The sequence below is a fragment of the Nostoc sp. genome (assembly GCF_036919555.1).
In the GTDB taxonomy this organism is placed as follows: Bacteria; Cyanobacteriota; Cyanobacteriia; order Cyanobacteriales; family Nostocaceae; genus Nostoc.
Genome location: NZ_JBALCS010000121.1, coordinates 21,410 through 43,141, shown reverse-complemented (window position 1 = coordinate 43,141; position 21,732 = coordinate 21,410). Strand labels below are relative to the sequence as shown.

The following is a 21,732-nucleotide window of genomic DNA, read 5'->3' as shown; positions in this document are numbered from 1 at the left end:
CTTCAACCCAACCTACAATTATCCTTAACCCAAGCGTATTGTGCTATGTACGTGGAATACGACCGTTCGTAGGTTAGCACATCTGTGCTAACCTACGTGTGTTGCATCAAAATGAGAACCACTTTGATAGCCAATCAATTAATAACTAAGTAAATTCCCCAAATCGCCATTGCCCGTAAGTAAGTGCTAGCACGGAAAGTACCAGCTGCGGTGATAGCTTCAGGCGTGCGAAATTGCAGACCATTGTCGTAAATTTGCTCCACCACAGCTTGCGTCAACCTCAAGGCTTCATCCTTCATTCCCATCTGCACAAGAAAAGCCGCCAGCCCAAAGTTTATCCCCGTCCAGACTTCAAGGGGATGAGTAGCTTTGGGGTTTTCCGGTGAACCGTCAGGACGAACACCATTAGCAGCACCAAACTCACCCTTGCAGAATTTCAAAAAACACGCATCATAAACTGTTTTCAGAGCAGAGAGAGCGCGATCGCTCGGTACAATATCAGGTAAGTCTAGTAGACGAGCATAAAACTGTCCGCACAGTTGATCTGCCATTACCACATCGGAACCACTTTCACTATCAAGTTTGTAATATTGCCCATTCCAAAGTTTTTGGTCATAGATGGGCCGAGATTGTTCTAACCAAGCTTCATAGATGGATTTTTGTAACGCCAACTCTTCTGCGTTACCTCGGCGGTGCGTTAATAGAACTTCGCTGATTGCGATCGCAGCCTCCAACGCCGCTAACCACAACCCGCCACAATAGGCGCTGACTCCTTGTAACCGCCAATCATCAAAGGTTTGGTCTGGCGCACCAGAATTTTCGGGAATCCCATCGCCATCAAGGTCAAAGGTTTTTAGGTAGTCGAGGGTTTGAACGATCGCATTCCAACAGTCTGACAGGAATTCTACATCGTCAGCACCCGTGAGCAAAAAATCGCGGTATACTTGCAAGACAAAATCACTACCCAAATCTTTCCACAAGTTGCAGTCTTGATAGCTGGTGTAGTTGGTTTTCTCCCAGACGTGTTCATTTGGTGCGCCTAAATCGTGGGGTGTTGCACCTGCAACTTTGCGAACTGCGATCGGGCTTTCTGCTTTAATTGTCATATAATAGCCAATGATTCGGGGAGTATCATCACCTTGAGGAATTGCCCGTGCAAATGCCTGAATCACTGACTTTTCCAGCTCTGGAAACAGCATCAGCAGCGCAAAAGAGCCATATAACCGCACATCTAAACTTTCATACCAACGGTAATCTAAGCACTCCAGCACTGCAAACTGACCGATGGGGTCAAGTTCCGATGCTGCACTCCAGAGAGTACCGCCACTAGTGAGGTCGTAAAGCTCATTAAATAGAGCCATCTTAAACCAGTCGGGTAAATCTTCCCGGTCGAGAATGGGTTGTTGCCAACTTTGAATCTGCGATCGCCAGGTTTGGTATTCTTGTAGCGCAGTGGATGCGATCGCCCAAGCATTGTTACCACTTTTACTAAAAAAGTCTGTATATCTGCGGTAATAGTTAACTCCAGCCGCAAATTCTGTGATCGGCAAATCCCAAGCGACGACAAAGGGGATTTCGAGAGTTTCGCCTGGTTGGAGAGTGAAACGGATTGCGATCGCCGCCCCTAATTGTGTATTCTCTGTTGCTGGAGTCGGATCTAGATAATTAGGCAAAGAACCATCTTTAGCAAAGCTTTGCCATATTTCCTCACCCGTTCCTTCAGGATTCCATCGGCTGTGGTGAAATATTTCCACTTGGGGATGCTTCACCGTGGCAATACACCAAGTTCCGTCACCTTCTTGTAAAAGTTCATTACTACCAACCCGACCTAAAACACAGCCAAACTGTTGTGTATTTTCAACAATTTGGTTATAGTTTCCTTGACTTTCACTCCAGCGTGGTTGATATTCGGAAACCGGACTACCATCATCGCGCACCTGCACTTGGGGAGATTTGAGGGCGTTTGTAAACCAGCCCACCATATTTTGCCAAGTTAGCATAATACTGAGAGTAATAGGTGCATCTGTGGAGTTATGAGCATTCCAGAGGAATATCGCCACAGGGTAGCTAGTTTCTTGGTAATTACCTGCCCAGATTGGTGAAAATTGCTCACAGGTCAACTGTGATTGAAATACATTTTCATACACAAACCAGCTACGCGGATATAGCGCGTGATAATTGCCCGTCCCCTCTGTGTCGGGGAATGTCGGATACCATTGCCAAGCCTTGAGAGTGCGATCATCGGGCGCTTGCGTAGATAAAGCGTAGGCTTGGGAAGATGTACCATTGGATTCAAACACACTGAATTGACAAGCGGGGACATTTTTGAAGGTATGCTCACCGCCGTCGATGTGCCACAGGTTAAAATCTCCCCGTGAAGAACGACCGATGCAACCTGCACCAAAGCCGCCTAAAGGCATACCATGCCAAGGACCATCATCGATATTGCTAGCGTAGCGAACGGTATAAGGTTTGTCCCAGCCTAAGCCGATGGGACGGCTCCAAGTGCAAGAGGGAATTTCTGGAGAGAGTTGATTTGTCATCGCCTAATGTTACAGCGTGCAGTTACGTCAATGAAGACTAGCGCGACGTGTGATTTTTCTCAAGTCATTTGGGTGCGGCTCTTGTGATAATACTGAAATAGCAGATTCAGTTTTGAGAATTTTGGAGTTTTACCCCGATTTATTGAGCCGTTACTGAATAAGTCTTTAAGCTAAGTAACTGGTTAGAAGCGCTCTTAGTCAGTAGTTAGTGTCTATTTTACGCACTAGTGACTACTTTTGAGTTATCGCTGAAGACCTCAATAATTATATTGATTTATACCCAGTTACTTATCTTGATTTTTTATACATATCTCAAAGATTATGAGAATCATACATATTTTGAATCACGTTCAAGAAATAGGTAACGGTATTGTGAATGTGGCTGTGGACTTGGCTTGTTTACAGGCAAAATCTGGTCATAAAGTAGCAGTTATTTCTGCTGGTGGTGAATATGAGAAATTACTAAATAATTGTGGCGTCAAACACTACCAACTAGACCAAACGAGGAAACCGATAAGTATGATCAAAGCGGCTATGGGTTATCGAGCGATCGCAGCTGAATTTCAGCCTAATATTGTTCATGCTCACATGATGACCGGAGTCATACTAGCACGTATTTTTAAAGGACATAAGTATGCTTTAGTTTCCACAGTCCACAACGAATTTCAGCGTTCCAGTCTGCTGATGGGTTTAGCTGACAGGGTAATTGCCGTCAGTAAGGCTGTGCGAAATTCTATGGCAAAGCGTGGTATCCCAGAAAACAAGTTGCGGGTGGTATGCAATGGAACTTTGGGGAGTCCCCGCACGCGACAAATACAGGATTATCAACCTTTACCATTACACCGTCCAGCGATCGCCACTGTAGCCGGGATGTATCAACGTAAGGGAATTACTGAATTAATTGCTGCCTTTGAAAAAATTGCCTCAGATTTTCCCCAAGCGCACCTTTATTTGGTAGGAAATGGCCCTGATAAACAGCTATTTGAAGTACAGGCACTGGCAACTTCTGTAAAAGAACGCATTCATTTTGAAGGCTTCCAACCGCAACCTCAACGCTATCTGATATCTTGTGACATATTTGTGTTGGCTTCTCATCGTGACCCTTGCCCTCTGGTACTTTCGGAAGCTAGGGAAGCTGGAACTGCGATCGTTGGAACTCAAGTAGATGGGATTCCTGAAGCTTTGGACAATGGGCAAGCAGGTCTTTTAGTGCCAGCAAAAGATAGTAATGCTTTGGCTGGGGTTTTAGTACAATTACTGAGTAATGCCGATATGCTGCACGAATGGAAACAACGGGCAAATCAAAACCTAGAGTGGCTGAGTGTTGCCCGCGTCCATCAAGAAACACTGGTAGTGTATCGTGAATTAATTACAGATTGACGCACTCCCCCGCATGAATGACAGGGGCTTTACACATCACGATTCGTAAAAGTGTTAAGAGTGTAGCGATCGCTTTAATCTTAAAGCTACACCTAAAGCACCAAAGACCAGTACACTCAAAACGCTAGTTGATTCCGGAACAGCAGTGTAATAAGCAGCTACTCTGATCGGCCCATCTTTATCCGCTTGCTCTGGTGGCACTGATGGAATGATTCCAGCACCTGGCGCTAGATTTGGCAGGGTAGCGAATGGATTATAAAACAGGGTTCCATTTGGGATTACGCCACCACTAAAAGTGATAGTACTACCATTGATGCTAATGTCTGTAAAAATATCCTTTAGATCAGAGTTAGTAGAGTAACCAATCTTGCCATCTCCATTTACATCTCCCCACTGCACTGGTTCATTATCAAGTGGTGGAGTAGAATTCGGATTACTATAGTAGAGCATTTTTAAATCAAAGACCAAGCTATTTATATCGTACCCGGTGGCATTTAGAAAGTTATTAGCTACATCTGGAACACCATATTCTATTACTTGCCCTGGTTGATAGTCTGTAAGGGTTCTTGGTTTTTTTGTGTCGAGTATGTCTTGATTTTTAGTCGTCACAATCGGTTCTACCAAGATGACGGCTCTCGCTGGTGTCAAAGACAAAAAACTAATTCCTGCTGCTCCTAGAACAGACAAGGCTATTTTGGTTGCTATTGTAGTCATATTTCTGTCCTCTTCATATTGATTGAAAGAATGCTATACCGCGTGGGTTAAATCAAACAGCAAAAATTCACTTTTAAACTGCTATCTACCTGCTAGATAAATAGTGGTTAATGTGTGTCTGTTGACTGAGTTTAGATTTACTCATAGGTTGATTTATAAAGCAATTATTGTAATGCTTGATCACGATAACTAGTAATTTCACGCAATCTTTATAAAAAATCTAAGTTAGAACTTATGCGTTGACAGATTGGGCAATATGTGAATTTAAAAAATTTGATTTAGATTCTCAGTGTGCAAGTATACTGACAAAATTTAATTTATCGTTAGGATGCCAATCATGAAATGGTTAGGTATACTTTGTTCTCTTGATAAGTTCCTGCTGGGGCATTTATTACTAAAGTAAAGTTGACGTTTGTTGTTAAAGTCACACTACCTTTTCCCTAAAATTGTAAGTACTATTGCTTATTGACAAATAGTATATAATCTTAATCTCTCACAAATGGGTTACGTTACTGAAGCGATCTCTGAAACTGAATTTAAAGTACAACGTGTGCTCAGAGGTGCGTCATATTCTGAGACGTAATAGTTCCAAATCAAATAGTTAAATATAGTCAGACATATTGCAATTTGGATTTAAGCAACTCGACTTTCAGCATAGTCACGCTTAAATAGTGGAATTATCCGCCTTGGATGTACTACCAGACACCCCTTATCCCTTTCGACTACGGTTCCACCGAGCGAAGCCGAGATGCTCAAAGGTGAAGGTGTCCTATTTTGCTTGTAGTGTGTTATTGTCTAGGTTTTACACGCTGCCCCGTGAAAGTGAATCTCCCTGCTACCGGGGCATTATCTTTGAGCGGATTTGCGTTTAGATTGAAGAACCGAACTGTTGCTGTTGCTTGCACTACCTCAGTTTTCGCATCAAATGTCGCACGAATATCGCTTATACCAATTTTGCCGGGTGATGTCGCTGTTGGGTAACTGAAGTCGAGTGTCGTGGCGGTAATCTGTCTGTCTGAAGTACACTTCCAACTGCCCTGTATATTACCATAGGGTTGGACAGAGGGAACACCACTTTGGTTTGAGGCAGTGGCAAAAAAGTTGCCATCTTCAGTGAACGTTATAATACTACGAAACGAACCGAAGTCACCAGAGTTTGTCGTCAGGTACGTGCCTGTCACCAATTTACGACAATCCGTTATGGATTCAGCTTCGGCTTTATGCAGATTCACAAAGTCCGGAATAGTGAGTGCCGAAAATACACAAATCGTTAACGTGGCAGCATTAAAAGGGTTGCGGATAAATGACTGTAGCATAATAAGTTTTTCCAGATAGCCCAGTAATTTCAGCAGTGGATGATCTTAACTGGAAGTAATTGTCAGTTTTGGGTAGGTATGGGCTACTGCGGTAGTATCCACTCTCGGCAATTCTATGTATAAGCAAATAAACTTATTCAACTTCAGGAAAAGTTTACAATAGAATACTTTTCGGTAACAAGTACCGACAGCTAGTTGACAAGGGTTAAATATGCTGTGAGTAGCGATCGCTTTAGTTTTAAAGTTACGCCTAAAGCACCAAAGACCAGTACACTCAAAACGCTAATTGATTCCGGAATAGCGGTATTCAGCCACTCTGATCGGCCCATCTTTATCCTCTTGCTCTGGTGGCACTGATAGAATGATTCCAGCACCTGGCGCTAGATTGTGCAGGGTAGCGAATGGATTGTAAAACAGGGTTCCGTTTGGGATTACGCCACCACTTTTCCCTGTAGTGGTTTACTGTGGAGGGTTTATCCGTTGCCCTGTGAAAGTGAACGTCCCCTCTAGCGGGACATTATCTTTGAGCGGATTTGCGTTTAGTGAGAACAACCTCAGTGTTACTGTTCCTTGCACTATCCCAGTTTTCGGATTAAATGTCGCACGATAATCGGTTCTGGTAATTTTGCCGGGTAATGTCGCTGTTGGATAATTAAAGTCGAGTCCCGTGGCAGTAATCTCTCTGTCGGAGGTACACTTCCAACTGCCCTGTATATTACCAAAAGGTTGAAAAGGGGGAACATTACTTTGGACTGAGGCAGTGGAAACAAAGTTGCTATCTTGAGTGAACGTTGTAATCCCACGAAACGAACCGAAGTTTCCAGAGTTTGTCGTCAGGTACGTGCCTGTCACCAATTTGCGACAATCCGTTATAGATTCAGCTTCAGCTTTGTGCAGATTCACAAAGTTTGGAATAGTGAGTGCCGACAATACACAAATCGTTAACGTGGCAAAACCATTAAAAGGGCTGCGGATAAATGACTCTAGCATAATAAATTTCTCCAAATAGCCTGGTAATTTCAGCAGTAGATGATCTTAATTGGAAATAATTGTCAATTTTGAGTGAGTGTGGGCTACTGCGGTAGTATCCACTCCTGACAATTCTATGTATAAGCAAATAAACTTACTCAACTTCAGAAAAAGTTTATAACTGGATACTTTTCGGTAACAACTACCAACAGCTAGTTGATAAGCGTTAAATATGCTGTGGTCAGATGCTTCTTCCAACCAGCCCTTTGCCAGTCCTGCCCTGACGAAAGGCTATTTAATACCCTTGAAATCCTGTGGATAATCATGTGCAAGGGGGTAGGGCAGGTTGGGTTATAGGTAATGGAGGAGTTAGGGAGAAACAAACTTGATAAAATGAGTATTAGGGGAGGGATAGTTTTATATTAATCCCTCTGAGGAACTCAAATAAATTTTTTCGTAAATCTACGTAACCGGATAAACACTGGCTTTGCCCAATTTCCACCTAGCAAATCGTGCAGCAGAATATAAAAACAGGGGATGATAAATAATGTCAGCATTGTTGCGATCGCCATCCCAAAGAAAACTACAATTCCTAAAGGCTGCAAAAACTCCGAACCTTCGCCAATACCCAATGCCAAAGGAAACAGTCCCAAGATAGTAGTGACTGTGGTCATGATAATTGGGCGCAAGCGTTGAGGAGCAGCTTTCATGATCGCAATTTGGCGAGTGCAACCTTCTTCTTCTCGAATTTGGTTTGCCAGTTCTACCATTAGAATCCCTGCGTTCACTACAATTCCCACCAGCAGCACGACGCCAACAATTACAGTTGCGCCAATTGCAGTATGGGTAATGTAAAGTCCAAAAATTCCCCCAGCTAACGCCAGTGGTACGGTGAAGATAATTACCAATGGGTCAATCAGCGAATTGTATTGCACTGCCATGACTACAAAGATTAAGAACACTGCCAATGCCCCCAAAGTTTTTAAAGCATCCTGAAGTTGCTGATTAGTTTCTTGGGCAGAACTAGGCACAATTGAAACCCCATCAGGTAAGTCTACATCCTGGAGTACTTTGTTGACTTCGGCGATCGCTTCACCAAGACTAGCTCCCTCGCTGAGATTGCCTGCCACAATAAAAGCTTGGCGCTGATTAATCCGTTGCACCTCACCAGGCGCTTGACCTTCTTGAATGTTCGCAACATCTGAAAGGCGGATTAGGTGATTGTTTTCTGTAAATAGTGGTAATTGCTCTAGCTGGGAAGGACGCTGAATCGCTTGTTTATTTAGCTGCACCCGCACATCAACTAAACGATTACCGCGTTGAATTTGCGTGGGAACTGAACCTTCAATTGCTGTTTGAACTGTTGCACCAATTTGCCCGGCGCTCAAGCCTAAAGCCGAAACCCGTTCCCAGTCGGGGCGAATTTGGATTTCCGGTTGTCGGGGGTCGGCATCTGGTCGGAATGTCGCTAATTTTGCCCTTTCCTGCAATGCTTGTAACACTTGCGCCCCTGCTTGCGTTAAGTTTTCTTCATTCTCACCTTGCAGAATCACGTCAACTTCTGACCCTTGCACTGGAGAATTACTCAAGATTAAACCCCGCACCTGACCAGGATTGAGGCGCGGCAGAATTCCGGCTAAGTTGAGTTTGTTAAATTCCTGAGTTACTTTTTTGACGAAAGCTTCGACATCTGTGCCTGGTTTAAGATTGATGGTGCTACTGGCACGTAAAGGATTTTCTGTAGTATTGCTGCCAAATAAAGAACCACCCACAGTTGTGAAAGCAGACTCTGTTTCTGGTTGTTTGAGCAAAATGTCATCAACAATTTGCATAACTTTCTCAGAAGTTGCTAAAGGTGTACCGGGAGGAAACTGCGCTCTCAAGTTAGCTTGACCAGTACTGATGCGGGGTAAAATTTCTTGGGGAATTTGACCAAACATAAAGAAGCTGCTGCCGCCTAAAATTATCAAAGCAGCCGTAACTACGAGGAGCCGATAGCGTAAAATCTTAGTTAAAAAGTTACCGTATCCCCGCGTAGCATCTTCAAATCGGTGATTAAACTGTCTAAGCAGCCAAAATTCACTGATTCGACTAGACCAGCGAATTCCCAAAAGTCGAGAAGACAGCATCGGTACTATTGTGATGGCGACGACAAGGGACGCTGCGACTGCGAAGCTAATTGTCAGAATCAGTTCATTAAATAGCAGTGCGATAAAGCCGCCAATTAAGAGAAATGGCACTACAGAAACTAAGTTGGCACCTGTAGCAGCAACTAAAGCAGATTCTACTTCCTGGGAAGCTGCGATCGCACTGTCAATAAAAAATTTGGAATTTCTCCCGGAATCCCCTGTTTCCCTCTCTCTTTGATTGGGAGTCATCCCTGCTTTTTCGGAAATGTTCTCCAAGATCACCACCGATGTATCAATTGCTTGACCGACTCCTAATGTCAACCCTGCCAAACTGAACACATTCAAAGTCAAGCCAAATATTTTCATCATAGCGATCGCTGCCAAAGTACACAACGGAATCGTCAAACTGATAATAAATGTTTGCCTGAATGATCCCAAAAATAATAACACTGCTGCTGCTGCTAACAATGCCCCAGAAATTCCCGAAAAGATGACATCATTTAAAGAATTACGGATGAAAACAGATTCATCTGTGGTGGGACTCAAAGTCATGTCTGCTGGAATTAAACCCGATTGCCGTAATTGTTCAATTCGCCGCTTCACAGCATCTACAACTGTGATTGTGTTCGCCTCCGGCTGCTTTTGGATTGAAAATTTCACCGCAGGCTGACGATTGAGGTAAACAAATACTCGCTGGTCTTCTGTATCATCAATTACCTCCGCAAAGTCTCGCAAATAAACGCGGCGGGGAAGAGATGAAGGAGATGAAGGAGATGAAGGAGATGAGACTTCTAAGGAAATATTTTCAATTTCCTTGGCATTTTGGAAGCGTCCTACAGTTCGAGTCAATGGCTCGGAATTTTGCCCCAGAATCCGACCGCCAGAAGTGTCTTGGTTACGGGCTGTTAATTCATCTAATACATCATTTAAGCCCACACCAAGAGCTTGCAATCGGTTTAAGTCAACAAGCACTCGTACTTCTTCTTCAGCACCACCAGATACATCAACTGAAGCGACACCAGGTACTACACTGAGTTCACGCGTTAACTCTTCATCAGCAAATACGCGTAAATCTTTGCCTGGCAATGAAGCAGATGTCAGTGCCAATTCATAAACTGGCAATTGGGAGGGATCGACTTTAAATAAGCGCGGCTCCTCTATCGTATCTGGCAGTTGTCCTCGACCTCGGTTAAAAGCAGCAGTCGCATCGTTTAGGGCTTGGTCAATATCGCCCCCTGGTTGGAAGTATAAATCCAGGTTCACCTGTCCCTCACGGGTACGGGAAAAAATTTGGACTACATTCTCGGTTGCCGCTAAAGTTTCTTCTAAGGGTCTGGTGATTTCATCTACGGCTACTTCCGGTGAAATACCAGGGGCTTCTAGCCGGACACTAACTCGTGGATAGGTAATTGACGGTAGGAGATCGACTTGGATCGTTGTGAGAAAAAATACCCCAATGACAATTACTGCCACGGTGAGCATGAGTGTGCCAATATGTTGGCGGATAGCGATCGCGCTGAGGCTAAATCCGCCATTGCCATTATTATTTGCTTGTTGCATGTTACTAAGTGATAAGTGCTAAGTGCTGATTACTAAGTACTTTTTTCATTGGTATGGTGGTTATTGCTCACCTACTATTGCTTTTCTGAAAGAATTGAAAGACTTACAGTGTCACCTTCTTTTAACGGCTTACCACTACGAACAACATAGCGCTCTCCTACTTGCAAACCAGATAAAATTTCCACTCTCCCATCAGCCCTTTTTCCCAACATAACGGCTCGTGCTGTTACCTTCGTTTTACCTTCTGTGTCTTTGACGAGAAATATTGTCCCACTTTGGTCTTGTGACTTTGCCTCTGCTGTACTAGATGTGTTCACTGGGGAAGAGTCCTGCCGTACATTTGTTTGCATCTCCCCTGTACCCTTGGAGTTCTTACTGCCTGCTTTCTGAATAGCTGTTTGTGGTACTACAACCCGCTGTTGTGTCTGGTTTTCAAAATTGACTCGCGCCAGCAGTCCACTACCAATCTTGGCTTGAGTGTTGGGAATCACTACCTCTACAGGTATCAAGCGAGATGTGGCATCGGCGGCTGGCGAAATGCGCGTAACTCTGCCAATTAATGTTTCCTTGGGGAAGGCATCTAAGCGCACTTGTACAGACTGCCCAACCTGAATTTGTGACAGTTCTAATTCGGAAACTTGGACAACGACTTTCACACGGTTAAAGTCGCCAATTTTTAAGACTTCGTTACCTGGTTGCAGAAGATTGCCGGGTTCTGTTACCTTTTCTGTGACTACGCCAGTTATGGGGGATGTCAGCCGAGCGTAAGAGCTGCGCTCTTTGGTTTGAGCAACCAATGCTTGTTGAGCAAGTACTCTACCTTGGGCGGCGGCGACGGCTTGCTGTTCTGTACGGACTTGTTCTTGTCCTGCCCGCAATGCCTGGGCAGCTGTTTGTGCCTGTGTGCGTGATTGCTGGGCGGTTTGTTCAGCGATCGCTCCAGCTTTGAATAGTCTCTGTTGCCGTTCTGAGTCTGCCTGAGCTTGCACCACTTCTAGCCGCGCCCGTTCAACCTCTGCACGGGCATTACTTACTTGATTGGTTGCCCTCGCTACTTCTGATTTCAGGGCTGCTAGTTCTGCTTCTGCTTGCTTTAATTGGGTCGAAAGTATGGCATCATCTAACTGCCCAACGTTTTGCCCTTGCTTAACTGGATCGCCGACATCAAGGTTCAAAGCCAACAACCTCGCTTCCACTTGCGATCGCACTGATATAATCCGAAAGGGTGTTGTATTACCTGTATATTCTGGTTGTTTTTGCAGCAAGTCAGTTCGAGCGATCGCTACATCTACAGCCGTTGCATTAACACGTTGTCCACTACCAGGACTCTGAGATTCTGCATCAGCCGATTCCTTGGGCAACGCTCCACAATTCGCTGTCAGCAGTCCTATGCCTAGCAAACAGGGAATCAATAGTATAGGTGCAAAGGGGGAAGACACCTTTATGTCAAAACTACTCTTTACATCTGCGACAGCCACATCAGTCTTCACAACTGAATCTAACAGGGTATTAATTACCTGGTTAGCGGCTGCGAAAGGTGAGATTTTCGCCTGCTTCTGCGGCTTATTTCTGTCCAAAATCATTTATTTTTCTCCTATTTCGGGAGCTTTTGGGGTTAAACAGCCGTGCATGACCAAGTAATTTTGAGACATTATGACTAATGAAAAGCGGCGAGAGTCAATTAGCTATCTTCTTGCAGAATTTTGTATCAAAAACTACTTTTTATCACGAAAAATTCTCACCACTTTAACTCATAACATTGAGTAGGCAGCTTTTTAGCTGACGATGCAATTCTTAACTTAGTATAAATATTTTTAAATTTCTTGCAATCTGCCGCTAGTAGAAGACTTGCGTTTCCTGAAGATATAAGACTTTTACTTCCCTACTTTTAAAATGGGCAGTATCAAATAACTCTACTTAGGCTTATATAGCCAAATTTACGATAGCAAAATGCCTAGTAATTTTTACGCCTGATCTAATATATTAAGAATAGTAAACATATATTGCTTTTTTTGAGGCTGTAATTTTTCGCTCAAGCGATCGCATATACAGCAAAAAAAAGACCGATATCTACTACAGCCGCCAAATATTAGGTGAGGAAAGTTACGAGTGACATCATTGCTAAAAATTGCACAAACTGCTGACGAATCCCAGATTTGGGAATTTTTCCAGGAATCAATGGGAAAGTGGCAATCGCAACGACGCTACTACACCCTCCCAGAGGGAGAAACCAAGGAGATGGAGAGTATAGTTACGATCAATTTTCTAGAGCAGGGCTGTGATGAATTGCAAAAGCTAGCTCAAATACACGATTTGCCTGATACAGGTAGTTTGATCTGTGGTGCAGCAGTTACATGGGAAAGTACGGACGTGCTGAAGGCCAGGAAAGAGTCGCAAGGTTCAACATTATTTGGGGCTGTGGGAAACATTTTATATCGCGATCGCGGTTTTGCCATATCCAAACCAGTCACTGCCCAGTATTATTTCTCCAACCCGAAAACACTGTTTTTGCGAACTGAATACAATGGTTCAATGTTTGAAGAAGAGTTAAAGCTAATTGGCAGCAAATACCGCACCAGACAAACCATCATCTCCCGTGCTAGTGAGCAGTTGATGATTGGTCAATATTTAGAAAAGAGAGTGGAGAGTTAGTTAATCTCGTGGGTGCGGTTTCCTATAGCCTCACCCGTTTTGGAACTAGCCAGCACTTAGCTATCAACTGGTAATATAACTTTTTATAACATTTTTTCAAACTTTTCCCCAGAAAGCTACTTGCCATGCCATCATGGGAAGTGAAATGAGAATTAATTCGGCGACAGTGTTTGTTATTAGTATTGACAGGCTTTTCCCTTTTGGTATTACAGACTTCTCTCCGAAATCTAAATCTCTACAAACTTATGATTTTGGAGACATTTAATGTCAATTTACGTAGGTAACCTCTCCTATGAAGTTACACAAGACGCGCTGAGTGCTGTTTTTGCAGAATATGGTGCTGTAAAGCGTGTTCAGCTACCTACTGACCGTGAAACAGGTCGTTTACGCGGCTTTGCTTTCGTGGAAATGAGTTCAGAAGATGAAGAAACAAAAGCCATTGAAGCCCTTGATGGTGCTGAATGGCTTGGTCGTGACTTGAAAGTAAATAAAGCCAAGCCCAGAGAAGACAGAGGTGGTTCTTCCTTCGGTGGTGGTAATCGCGGTGGCGGTGGCGGTGGCTACAACCGTAATCGCTACTAAGCTAAATAGACCAAAGTAACATTAATTGAATTTAGGAAAGGCTCATGTAGAAATACTTGAGCCTTTTCTATGCAAAACTTTGACTCTAAGAGTAATCCAAGGAAAAAATGATCCAAAAACCAGGGATACTGAGAAAATAATTAGTGTACAGTATGGTGTATGTCTCCAGAATCGTTAATCCAACTAAGTGATAGTCTGAGGTCGTTGTACATCACGCCATTGCACTATTACCCCTTTATTAAGTAGTTGACACTCCCCTTTTCTATTGAGACGGGGATTCTTGAATCTAAGACATAACTTGCTCAATCAGGGTTGCCCCAGAAGGAGTAGAGGTTTCATCTCCCCAAGCGTTGCTTGCGTCTAGCGCAAAATGCCATTGAATTAAGTTCATTTGCAAATGGGAAATTAGTAGCAAGCACCGCGCAGTATTTCTGCAAGTCGTTTTTACCTATATCTTTAACATCCATCCATAGCCGAATACAGCTATTACGAATGAACTTTGCAGTGCGAATTGCATCATCTATTGCTGATAATTGCGCTGACTTTCCGTAGGCTTTGAACTCAAATACAAGCATCTTTTTACCTCCAGCCTTATACTATTATATTTGGTATAAGATAGCTAGATATATTTGCGCCAAAGCATTATCTTGAGGGTGGTTAAAACCACCTGAGTCGTTTTTCATCCCCTACCTAAAGGACAGAATACGGTACTGTGTACCTGTTCTTTAGGGGCTTTCAAACTTCCCAATATTCTTTGTAAAGATTACATTAAGCAGTTTTAGGCATGACAGATTGTGCCTTAACTATCATTATGTCAATTTTTTACTAACATCTATCAGAAGAAATAAAAATTGTATTCCTTTGGTTAGACAAACAATACTGAGTCATAGATACTTTAAGTAAAGTAGAACATGATTTAAGTGCCATCTGAAAAGTTGATACTTATAGGTACACAGATAAATATGGTTTATCTGTGTTATTTCGTGTTTATATGTGGCTCAATAAAAGGTGAAGGCTTATTTCTGACAATTCAGGTCTGTGGAAAAGCTAACGCGAAACCTAACCCCCCAGCCCCCTTCCCTACTAGGGAAGGGGGAGAATTCAAAGCCTCTCCCGTAGAAGGGGAGAGGAATGGAAGTGAGGTTTTCCAGAACCCATGAAAAGTCAGGGCTTATTTGTCTCGCCTTGACAGTCAACAATGCAAACATCGTCATCTAATGGAGTTGCTATGTCTGAATTGCTTCAAGCAGTCTTAGATAGTGAAGAAAAAAGTGATTTGCGTTCCTTTATTAGTGAATTACGCCAACAAGAAAAGAAGTACTTGCTGCGGAACGACATACTTAATGTATATGCTGAGTATTGCTCAAAGTCCCAGAAAGCAGAGGATTTTTACACTTCTTCTGAGTTAGGTAAACTCATTTACTATACTCAGGAAATTATTCAGGAGGACTCCAACTTATGTTTCATCATCCGTTCTAAGATTGCCAGCCAAGAAGTTTATTGGTTGACATCAGACTTGAGCATTGAGCCGATGACGGTGCAGAATTTGCTGGATCTGCGCGATCGCTTGGTGAACAAATTTCATCCTAACGAGGGCGGCCTGCTAGAATTGGACTTCGGCCCGTTTTATGACTACTCTCCAACAATCCGCGACCCCAAAAATATTGGTAAGGGGGTGCAATTTCTCAACCGCTATCTATCCAGCAAAATATTTCAAGACTCCAAACAATTGCTGGACAGCTTATTTAATTTCTTGCGCCTGCACCACTACAACGGTATTCAACTGCTGGTCAACGATCGCATTCAATCACAGCAGCAACTTTCTGAGCAGGTTAAGAAAGCTATCGATTTTGTTAATAATCGCTCCGATGATCAACCCTACGAGCAATTTCGGTTTCAATTGCAAACAATGGGTTTTGAACCGGGTTGGGGTAACACCGCAAGGCGCGTGCGGGAAAGCTTAAATATTCTTGATGAATTGATTGATTCTCCCGACCCTCAAACCCTAGAAGCCTTGATTTCTCGTGTTCCGATGATTTTTAAAATCGTCTTAGTGTCAGCTCACGGTTGGTTTGGGCAAGAGGGCGTTTTGGGGCGTCCCGATACCGGCGGTCAGGTAGTTTACGTCCTCGACCAGGCAAAGAGCCTAGAGAAGCAACTACAAGAAGATGTCTTGCTAGCCGGTTTAGAAGGATTGAATGTCCAGCCAAAGGTGATTATTCTCACCCGTTTGATTCCCAATAGTGATGGCACCCTTTGTAATCAACGGCTAGAAAAAGTCCTCGGTAGCGAAAATGCCTGGATTTTGCGAGTCCCTTTACGGGAATTTAATCCTAACATGACTCAAAACTGGATTTCCCGGTTTGAGTTTTGGCCTTATCTAGAAACTTTCGCCATTGATTCAGAAAGAGAGCTACGGGCAGAATTTCACGGCACACCTGACTTAATAGTTGGGAACTATTCTGATGGGAACTTAGTGGCATTCTTGCTGGCGCGACGACTGAAAGTTACCCAATGCAATGTTGCCCATGCTTTGGAAAAATCTAAATACTTGTTCAGTAACCTCTACTGGCAAGAATTGGAAGATAAATATCATTTTTCTTTGCAATTCACAGCTGACTTGATTGCAATGAATGCTACCAATTTTGTGATCAGCAGCACCTACCAAGAAATTGTCGGGACACCGGATAGTGTGGGACAGTACGAGTCTTATAAGTGCTTCACCATGCCAGAGTTGTACCATGTGACCAATGGGATTGAATTATTTAGTCCTAAATTTAATGTCGTACCGCCGGGAGTAAACGAGAATAACTATTTCCCCTACTCCCAGACTCAAGATCGAGTGGAAAGCGATCGCCAACGCCTTGCAGAAACACTCTTTACGCTGGAAGACCCCGCGCAAATCTTTGGCAAACTCGACGAGCCTAACAAACGTCCTCTCTTCTCAATGGCGCGTCTCGACCACATTAAAAACCTCACAGGTTTAACTGAATGCTTTGGTAAAAGTAAAGAATTGCAGGAGCATTGCAACCTAATTTTGGTGGCGGGTAAGTTACGTGTAGAAGAATCAGGCGACAACGAAGAACGTGACGAAATTATCAAACTCTACCAAATAATCGACAAGTACAATCTCCACGGGAAGATTCGTTGGCTAGGTGTGCGCTTGTCTAAAACTGATTCTGGTGAAATTTACCGAGTGATTGCCGATCATCAGGGAATTTTTGTGCAACCAGCTTTATTTGAAGCTTTTGGTTTGACAATTTTAGAGGCCATGGTTTCAGGATTACCGACTTTTGCCACACAGTTTGGTGGTCCACTGGAGATTATTCAAGATAAGGTTAATGGCTTTTACATTAACCCAACAAATTTAGACGAGACAGCCGCAAAAATTGTGGACTTTATCACTAAATGCGAACATAACGCTAACTCTTGGAATGAAATCTCGCAGCGAGGAATTGAGCGAGTTTACAGCACCTATACTTGGAAAATTCACACTACTAAGCTGTTATCATTAGCACGGATTTATGGCTTCTGGAACTTTACCTCCAAGGAAAATCGGGAAGATTTGTTGCGCTATATTGAAGCTTTGTTCTATTTAATTTACAAGCCAAGAGCGCAACAGCTATTAGAGCAGCACAAGTACCGATAATTTGTCATTTGTCATTTGTCATTTGCTAAGGACAAATGACCAAGGACAAATGACTAAATTGTCAACGCCTGCCAGGTTCGTTGACCAACTATTCCATCCACACCTAAATTCTGCTGATTTTGAAAGGCTTTGACAGCAGTCTCTGTCAGTGCGCCAAAAATCCCATCCACTCTAACGGCATAACCGTTAGACACTAGCAGCCGTTGTAAGACTCTGACAGCAACACCAGAGCTACCGAAATAAACAGTCGGCAAAGGTTGGCTACTAAACTTCTGGAACCGCCCTGTAACCTTTACAAGGACTTTACCTCCCGACTGAGAGGACTTCTTAGATTCACCTAAGTTAGACAAAGCTAGCAACTGGTTCTTTTTGCTGATTTTACTAAGTATATGTTCTTTCTCGACTACGATCGCACAGGGAGAAGTCTGGGAAATCCCATCTGTCTGCATGAATTCAGGTGGTGTGACTTGACCAGTTATCTCTAACTGACTCTGTTTTGACTGGTTTACGTCATTTTCCAGCTGAAATAATTGCTGCTGTGGCAAATTGTCCCCGGATGCTTGTCTTATTGTTAACACGCCCGTGATCATCAGGCCAATTTCAGTCATTGTGGTTCATTTTACTTCAACCAATATTTCTTTTAACGAACAACATTGCTGCTGTTCAGGATAGTGCATGCTGAAAAAATTTTTACTTTTTCTCATCTCGCCACAAAGCAATACCGCCTAATAACCCAGTGATATTGGGGATGAGTTTGACATTTAACGGTAGCTGGAAATTCACTCTCACCGCTTCACCACCGCCAATGTAAAGGTAATCATAATTGAATAGATGTTCCAAGGATGCGATCACTTTTTCTAAACGCCTATTCCATCTTTTCTCACCAATTTTTTCTAACTCTGCACGCCCCAACTGCTGCTCGAAAGTCTGTCCTTTGCGAAACGGATGATGCCCCATTTCCATATTCGGTACCAGATGACCATCTACAAACAAAGCCGAACCGAACCCCGTACCCAGAGTAATCACCAATTCTACACCTTTAAGAGCGATCGCACCAAATCCCTGCATATCTGCATCATTAATTACCCGTACAGGCTTGTTTAAGTGTTTTAATAATGCTGTTTCCAAATCAAATCCGATCCAATCTGGATGTAAGTTTATTGCTGTTTCCGTGACTCCAGACCGCACCACACCAGGAAAACCGACCGAAACGCGATGAAATTCACCAAGAGATGCTGCTAACACAACAATTGCATTAATTACAACCTCTGGTGTAGCAGGTTGGGGTGTATCTAAACGCGCCCTTTCGGTTACAGGATTCCCCGTAATATCCAAAACCATAGCTTTAACGCCACTACCGCCAATATCAACCGATAGGGTACGAATCGATCCATTTTCTTCAATCATTGAGTTACATCCTTAGATTAGAAGATTAGAGTTCTCGTTTGACAACTAAGATTATGAATGAGTCCATAGTATTAATTTATAAATTATTTTTTAGTTATTTTAAGTTTACGAGTAACTAAGACCTATAATCCTTGTCTAGCAAGCATTCTGAGCATTTTAGTATCTTTCAATAGAGGTTTGAGTCTAGAAATCTCTACCTCCTGCGCTGTCTAGATTTGCTAGTGTAGATTTAGTGCGAATTGTGTTGATGGTGGCGTAGCTGTGTTACAGCTATCGGTCGAGGAATCATTATTAAAAATAATACTAAGAGATATTAGTTATGATCGAATTTGAACCCAAGAGCCTCCGCTCTTATAGCCAAGAAGATGTCCAACAAATACTACACTTAGCGATCGCTCGTCAAGCTGATGACAAAGATACAGAATTTTCTTATGAGCAGATATTAGAAATTGCTGCTGAGTTAGAAATTTCACCTGAGTCTTTAAAATTAGCAGAACGTGATTGGTTAGTACAACAAGGTCAAGTACAACAGCGAAAAGCTTTTGACGCCTACCGCATCAGAAAATTTCAGAAGCGTCTAGGCAATTATGCAATTTTCAATGGTTTTTTAATACTGGTCGATTTAATCACTGGTGGCGGAATTTCTTGGTCGCTGTACATTTTGCTATTCTGCGGATTGCCAGTAGGGCTTGATGTTTGGAATACCTTTCAAATCAAAGGCGAGGAGTATGAAATGGCATTCCAGAAGTGGAGCCGTAAACATCAGATTAAGAAAACCATCAGCACGGTTTTGAATAAGTGGTTTAAAGCATTACAGGCTTAGTCGATTTCCTTGTTTGCGTAAGTGTACCCCTACAATACTGAAGCAATCGCAAGAGTTTGGAGATTGCCACGCTTTGCTCGCAATGACAACTAAATCAGCCGGATATGATATGACCTCTACTTAGGCATTCTCCTAGTACTCAGGATTAGTAACATATTATTGTAAATTTTCTACTGGCTCCTGGTCAAATCGACGCATCAATTCTAGCAAGGCTTTCCGGTCTGGTTTCTGTCCATCCTGAAGTAGGGAAGCCAAGCCCTCAAAATACTTTTCGCGTTCCCCACCTGGAGAGAACATAATCAGTAACTTTGCAGGTTTTGTTCCACGGTTAGCAAATGTGTGTGGCGTATTGCGAGGAACAAGTACAAATGCTCCTGGTTGACCTTGGACAATCCGGTCTCCAGCTTGGATTTCGACTTCTCCCTCCACAACATAAAACATTTCCTCCATCTGACGGTGAAGGTGTAGTTCTGGTACGGTTCCTCCTGGTTGTATTAAGTATTCAAATAAACCTAAATGACCATGAGTATCAGCACCAACAGCTTTAAATATTACCTGTGTATTACTTATGGTTAAGTGATTACCTTCTCCTGGTGCTAATATAATCTCTTTAACAGGTAAAGTCATGATAATTAACGTTTCTCCTTAGATGCCGCAGGTAAGCGAAGAGATGATGGTATTTTTTATTCATAACACTATCAGTCTCAAAAATCATAGTACAAGATATTGACCAACTAAGGCATAGTGGCTGAGATATGCGATCGTAGCTTAATTTTGGCACTACTTCTTGGTATTTATTTAAGTTTTTCGTGAGCAGCCAAAATAATTTTTTCGGTTTCTTCCCAGCTAATACATTTATCAGTTACAGAAATACCATATTTTAATTCTTCTTCTTTACCAGTAATTGGTTGACTACCTTCATACAAATGCGATTCCAGCATCATGCCAACTATTGATGTATTACCATCTACTATTTGCTGAACAATATTTTCTAAGACAGCACCTTGTAATTTGTAGTCTTTATTGGTATTACCGTGGCTACAGTCAATCACAATTCTCGGTGGTAAATTTGCCTGTTTTAATTTCCCTTCTACCAGTTTGACATTTGCGGCATCAAAGTTTGGCTGAGTACCACCCCTTAAAATTACGTGACCGTAGCTATTACCTTTAGTTTTAAATACGCTAACCTGTCCGTTTTGATTAATTCCGAGAAAATTATGCGGGTTTCCAGCTGATTGTAGGGCATTCAAAGCTACTTGAATATTGCCATCAGTACCGTTTTTAAAACCTACAGGCATCGAAAGCCCACTTGCCATTTCGCGGTGAGTTTGTGATTCGGTCGTGCGTGCTCCAATGGCAGACCATGTAATCAGTTCACTAATGTATTGAGGTATGATTGGATCTAGTGCTTCTGTACCAGCAGGTAATCCCAACTCTGTAATTTTTAATAATAGATCCCGTGCAATTAATAACCCATTCTCTACATGGAAAGAATCATCCATATTTGGATCGTTAATTAACCCTTTCCAACCCACGGTTGTTCTTGGCTTTTCAAAGTACACTCGCATAATTAGTAGCAGGTTATCCTGGACTCGCTCGGCCAATATTTTCAACCTTTCAGAATATTCGAGCGCTGCTTTTGGGTCGTGGATTGAGCATGGGCCAACTACTATAAATTTTCGGCGATCCTGAAAATCTAAGATATCTTCTATTTCCTGCCTATATGCTAAAACTCTTTGTTCGGCTAATTGTGTTAAAGGTAATTTTGATTTGACTTCATTGGGAGTTAACAAAACGCGATCGTTCTCAATGTTAGCGTTGTCGATATTACTATTAAATAATTTCTTGTGCATGGGGATGCTCTGGCAATTTTATATCCGCACTTCAACTCAAAAGTGTAACACAAACCCATGACATTTTAATATAGCCTGTTTTCTGCTTGACAAATTTTTAATTAGACTGTATATAAGTAAGATAATAACTGAAAAAGGGGAAATATTTTCCCCTT

Annotated in this window: 16 protein-coding genes and 1 pseudogene; 5 read left to right on the top strand and 12 right to left on the bottom strand. The window is 42.6% G+C overall.

What is annotated here, in order from left to right:
• Positions 1-134: 134 nt before the first annotated feature.
• Entirely contained in the window at positions 135-2,543 is a 2,409-nt protein-coding gene (locus V7K36_RS32465) for a GH116 family glycosyl hydrolase (RefSeq protein ID WP_335122009.1), read from the bottom strand.
• A 321-nt stretch (positions 2,544-2,864) separates the two neighbouring features.
• Here V7K36_RS32465 and V7K36_RS32460 point away from each other — a divergent pair, with 321 nt between their 5' ends.
• Positions 2,865-3,923 carry a glycosyltransferase family 4 protein gene (locus tag V7K36_RS32460; protein WP_335122007.1) on the top strand — a complete coding sequence of 353 codons (1,059 nt, stop codon included), beginning with the start codon at positions 2,865-2,867 and terminating at the stop codon, positions 3,921-3,923.
• A gap of 54 nt (positions 3,924-3,977) precedes the next feature.
• Here the strand turns inward: V7K36_RS32460 and V7K36_RS32455 are convergent, their stop codons facing one another.
• The 6 genes from V7K36_RS32455 to V7K36_RS32430 all read right to left on the bottom strand — a co-directional run bounded on the left by V7K36_RS32455 (position 3,978) and on the right by V7K36_RS32430 (position 12,194).
• Positions 3,978-4,637, bottom strand: coding sequence for a hypothetical protein (locus V7K36_RS32455; protein WP_335122005.1), 660 nt, complete (start codon positions 4,635-4,637; stop codon positions 3,978-3,980).
• A 788-nt stretch (positions 4,638-5,425) separates the two neighbouring features.
• Positions 5,426-5,953 (bottom strand): hypothetical protein, encoded by a 528-nt coding sequence (locus tag V7K36_RS32450; RefSeq protein WP_335122003.1) that lies wholly within the window; start codon positions 5,951-5,953, stop codon positions 5,426-5,428.
• A gap of 191 nt (positions 5,954-6,144) precedes the next feature.
• On the bottom strand, positions 6,145-6,282 hold the full coding sequence (locus tag V7K36_RS32445) for a hypothetical protein (protein WP_335122001.1): 138 nt from the start codon (positions 6,280-6,282) through the stop codon (positions 6,145-6,147).
• A 130-nt stretch (positions 6,283-6,412) separates the two neighbouring features.
• Positions 6,413-6,943: a hypothetical protein gene (locus tag V7K36_RS32440; protein WP_335121999.1), complete on the bottom strand. Its 531-nt coding sequence runs from the start codon at positions 6,941-6,943 to the stop codon at positions 6,413-6,415.
• Between the two features lie 419 nt (positions 6,944-7,362).
• Positions 7,363-10,611, bottom strand: coding sequence for an efflux RND transporter permease subunit (locus V7K36_RS32435; protein WP_335121997.1), 3,249 nt, complete (start codon positions 10,609-10,611; stop codon positions 7,363-7,365).
• A 74-nt stretch (positions 10,612-10,685) separates the two neighbouring features.
• A complete protein-coding gene (locus tag V7K36_RS32430; protein ID WP_335121996.1) occupies positions 10,686-12,194 on the bottom strand; it encodes an efflux RND transporter periplasmic adaptor subunit in 1,509 nt (502 codons plus the stop codon).
• A gap of 526 nt (positions 12,195-12,720) precedes the next feature.
• Between V7K36_RS32430 and V7K36_RS32425 the strand changes: the two genes are divergently transcribed.
• Together V7K36_RS32425 and V7K36_RS32420 are read left to right on the top strand one after the other, a co-directional pair.
• A complete protein-coding gene (locus tag V7K36_RS32425; RefSeq protein ID WP_335121994.1) occupies positions 12,721-13,263 on the top strand; it encodes a phycobiliprotein lyase in 543 nt (180 codons plus the stop codon).
• Between the two features lie 264 nt (positions 13,264-13,527).
• Complete coding sequence (locus V7K36_RS32420) at positions 13,528-13,845, top strand: RNA recognition motif domain-containing protein (protein ID WP_334759823.1); 318 nt, start codon at positions 13,528-13,530, stop codon at positions 13,843-13,845.
• 371 nt (positions 13,846-14,216) lie between these two features.
• Here V7K36_RS32420 and V7K36_RS32415 read toward each other — a convergent pair.
• A pseudogene (locus V7K36_RS32415) lies at positions 14,217-14,420 on the bottom strand (RNA-guided endonuclease TnpB family protein); the annotation flags it as partial.
• Between the two features lie 653 nt (positions 14,421-15,073).
• On the opposite strand from V7K36_RS32415, the gene V7K36_RS32410 reads away from it, so the two are divergent.
• Entirely contained in the window at positions 15,074-17,494 is a 2,421-nt protein-coding gene (locus V7K36_RS32410) for a sucrose synthase (RefSeq protein WP_335121992.1), read from the top strand.
• Between the two features lie 53 nt (positions 17,495-17,547).
• Here the strand turns inward: V7K36_RS32410 and V7K36_RS32405 are convergent, their stop codons facing one another.
• The gene (locus tag V7K36_RS32405; protein WP_335121990.1) at positions 17,548-18,102 is read right to left on the bottom strand and encodes a peptidoglycan-binding domain-containing protein; all 555 of its coding nucleotides are present in this window, start codon (positions 18,100-18,102) and stop codon (positions 17,548-17,550) included.
• A gap of 82 nt (positions 18,103-18,184) precedes the next feature.
• Entirely contained in the window at positions 18,185-18,901 is a 717-nt protein-coding gene (locus tag V7K36_RS32400; protein ID WP_335121988.1) for an ROK family protein, read from the bottom strand.
• 319 nt (positions 18,902-19,220) lie between these two features.
• Between V7K36_RS32400 and V7K36_RS32395 the strand changes: the two genes are divergently transcribed.
• Positions 19,221-19,724: a 2TM domain-containing protein gene (locus V7K36_RS32395; RefSeq protein WP_335121986.1), complete on the top strand. Its 504-nt coding sequence runs from the start codon at positions 19,221-19,223 to the stop codon at positions 19,722-19,724.
• 156 nt (positions 19,725-19,880) lie between these two features.
• Here V7K36_RS32395 and V7K36_RS32390 read toward each other — a convergent pair whose 3' ends face one another.
• Together V7K36_RS32390 and V7K36_RS32385 are read right to left on the bottom strand one after the other, a co-directional pair.
• A complete protein-coding gene (locus V7K36_RS32390) occupies positions 19,881-20,351 on the bottom strand; it encodes a cupin domain-containing protein (protein WP_335121984.1) in 471 nt (156 codons plus the stop codon).
• Positions 20,352-20,518: 167 nt separating this feature from the next.
• Positions 20,519-21,577: a 3-deoxy-7-phosphoheptulonate synthase gene (locus tag V7K36_RS32385; protein ID WP_335121982.1), complete on the bottom strand. Its 1,059-nt coding sequence runs from the start codon at positions 21,575-21,577 to the stop codon at positions 20,519-20,521.
• Between the last annotated feature and the right edge of the window lie 155 nt (positions 21,578-21,732).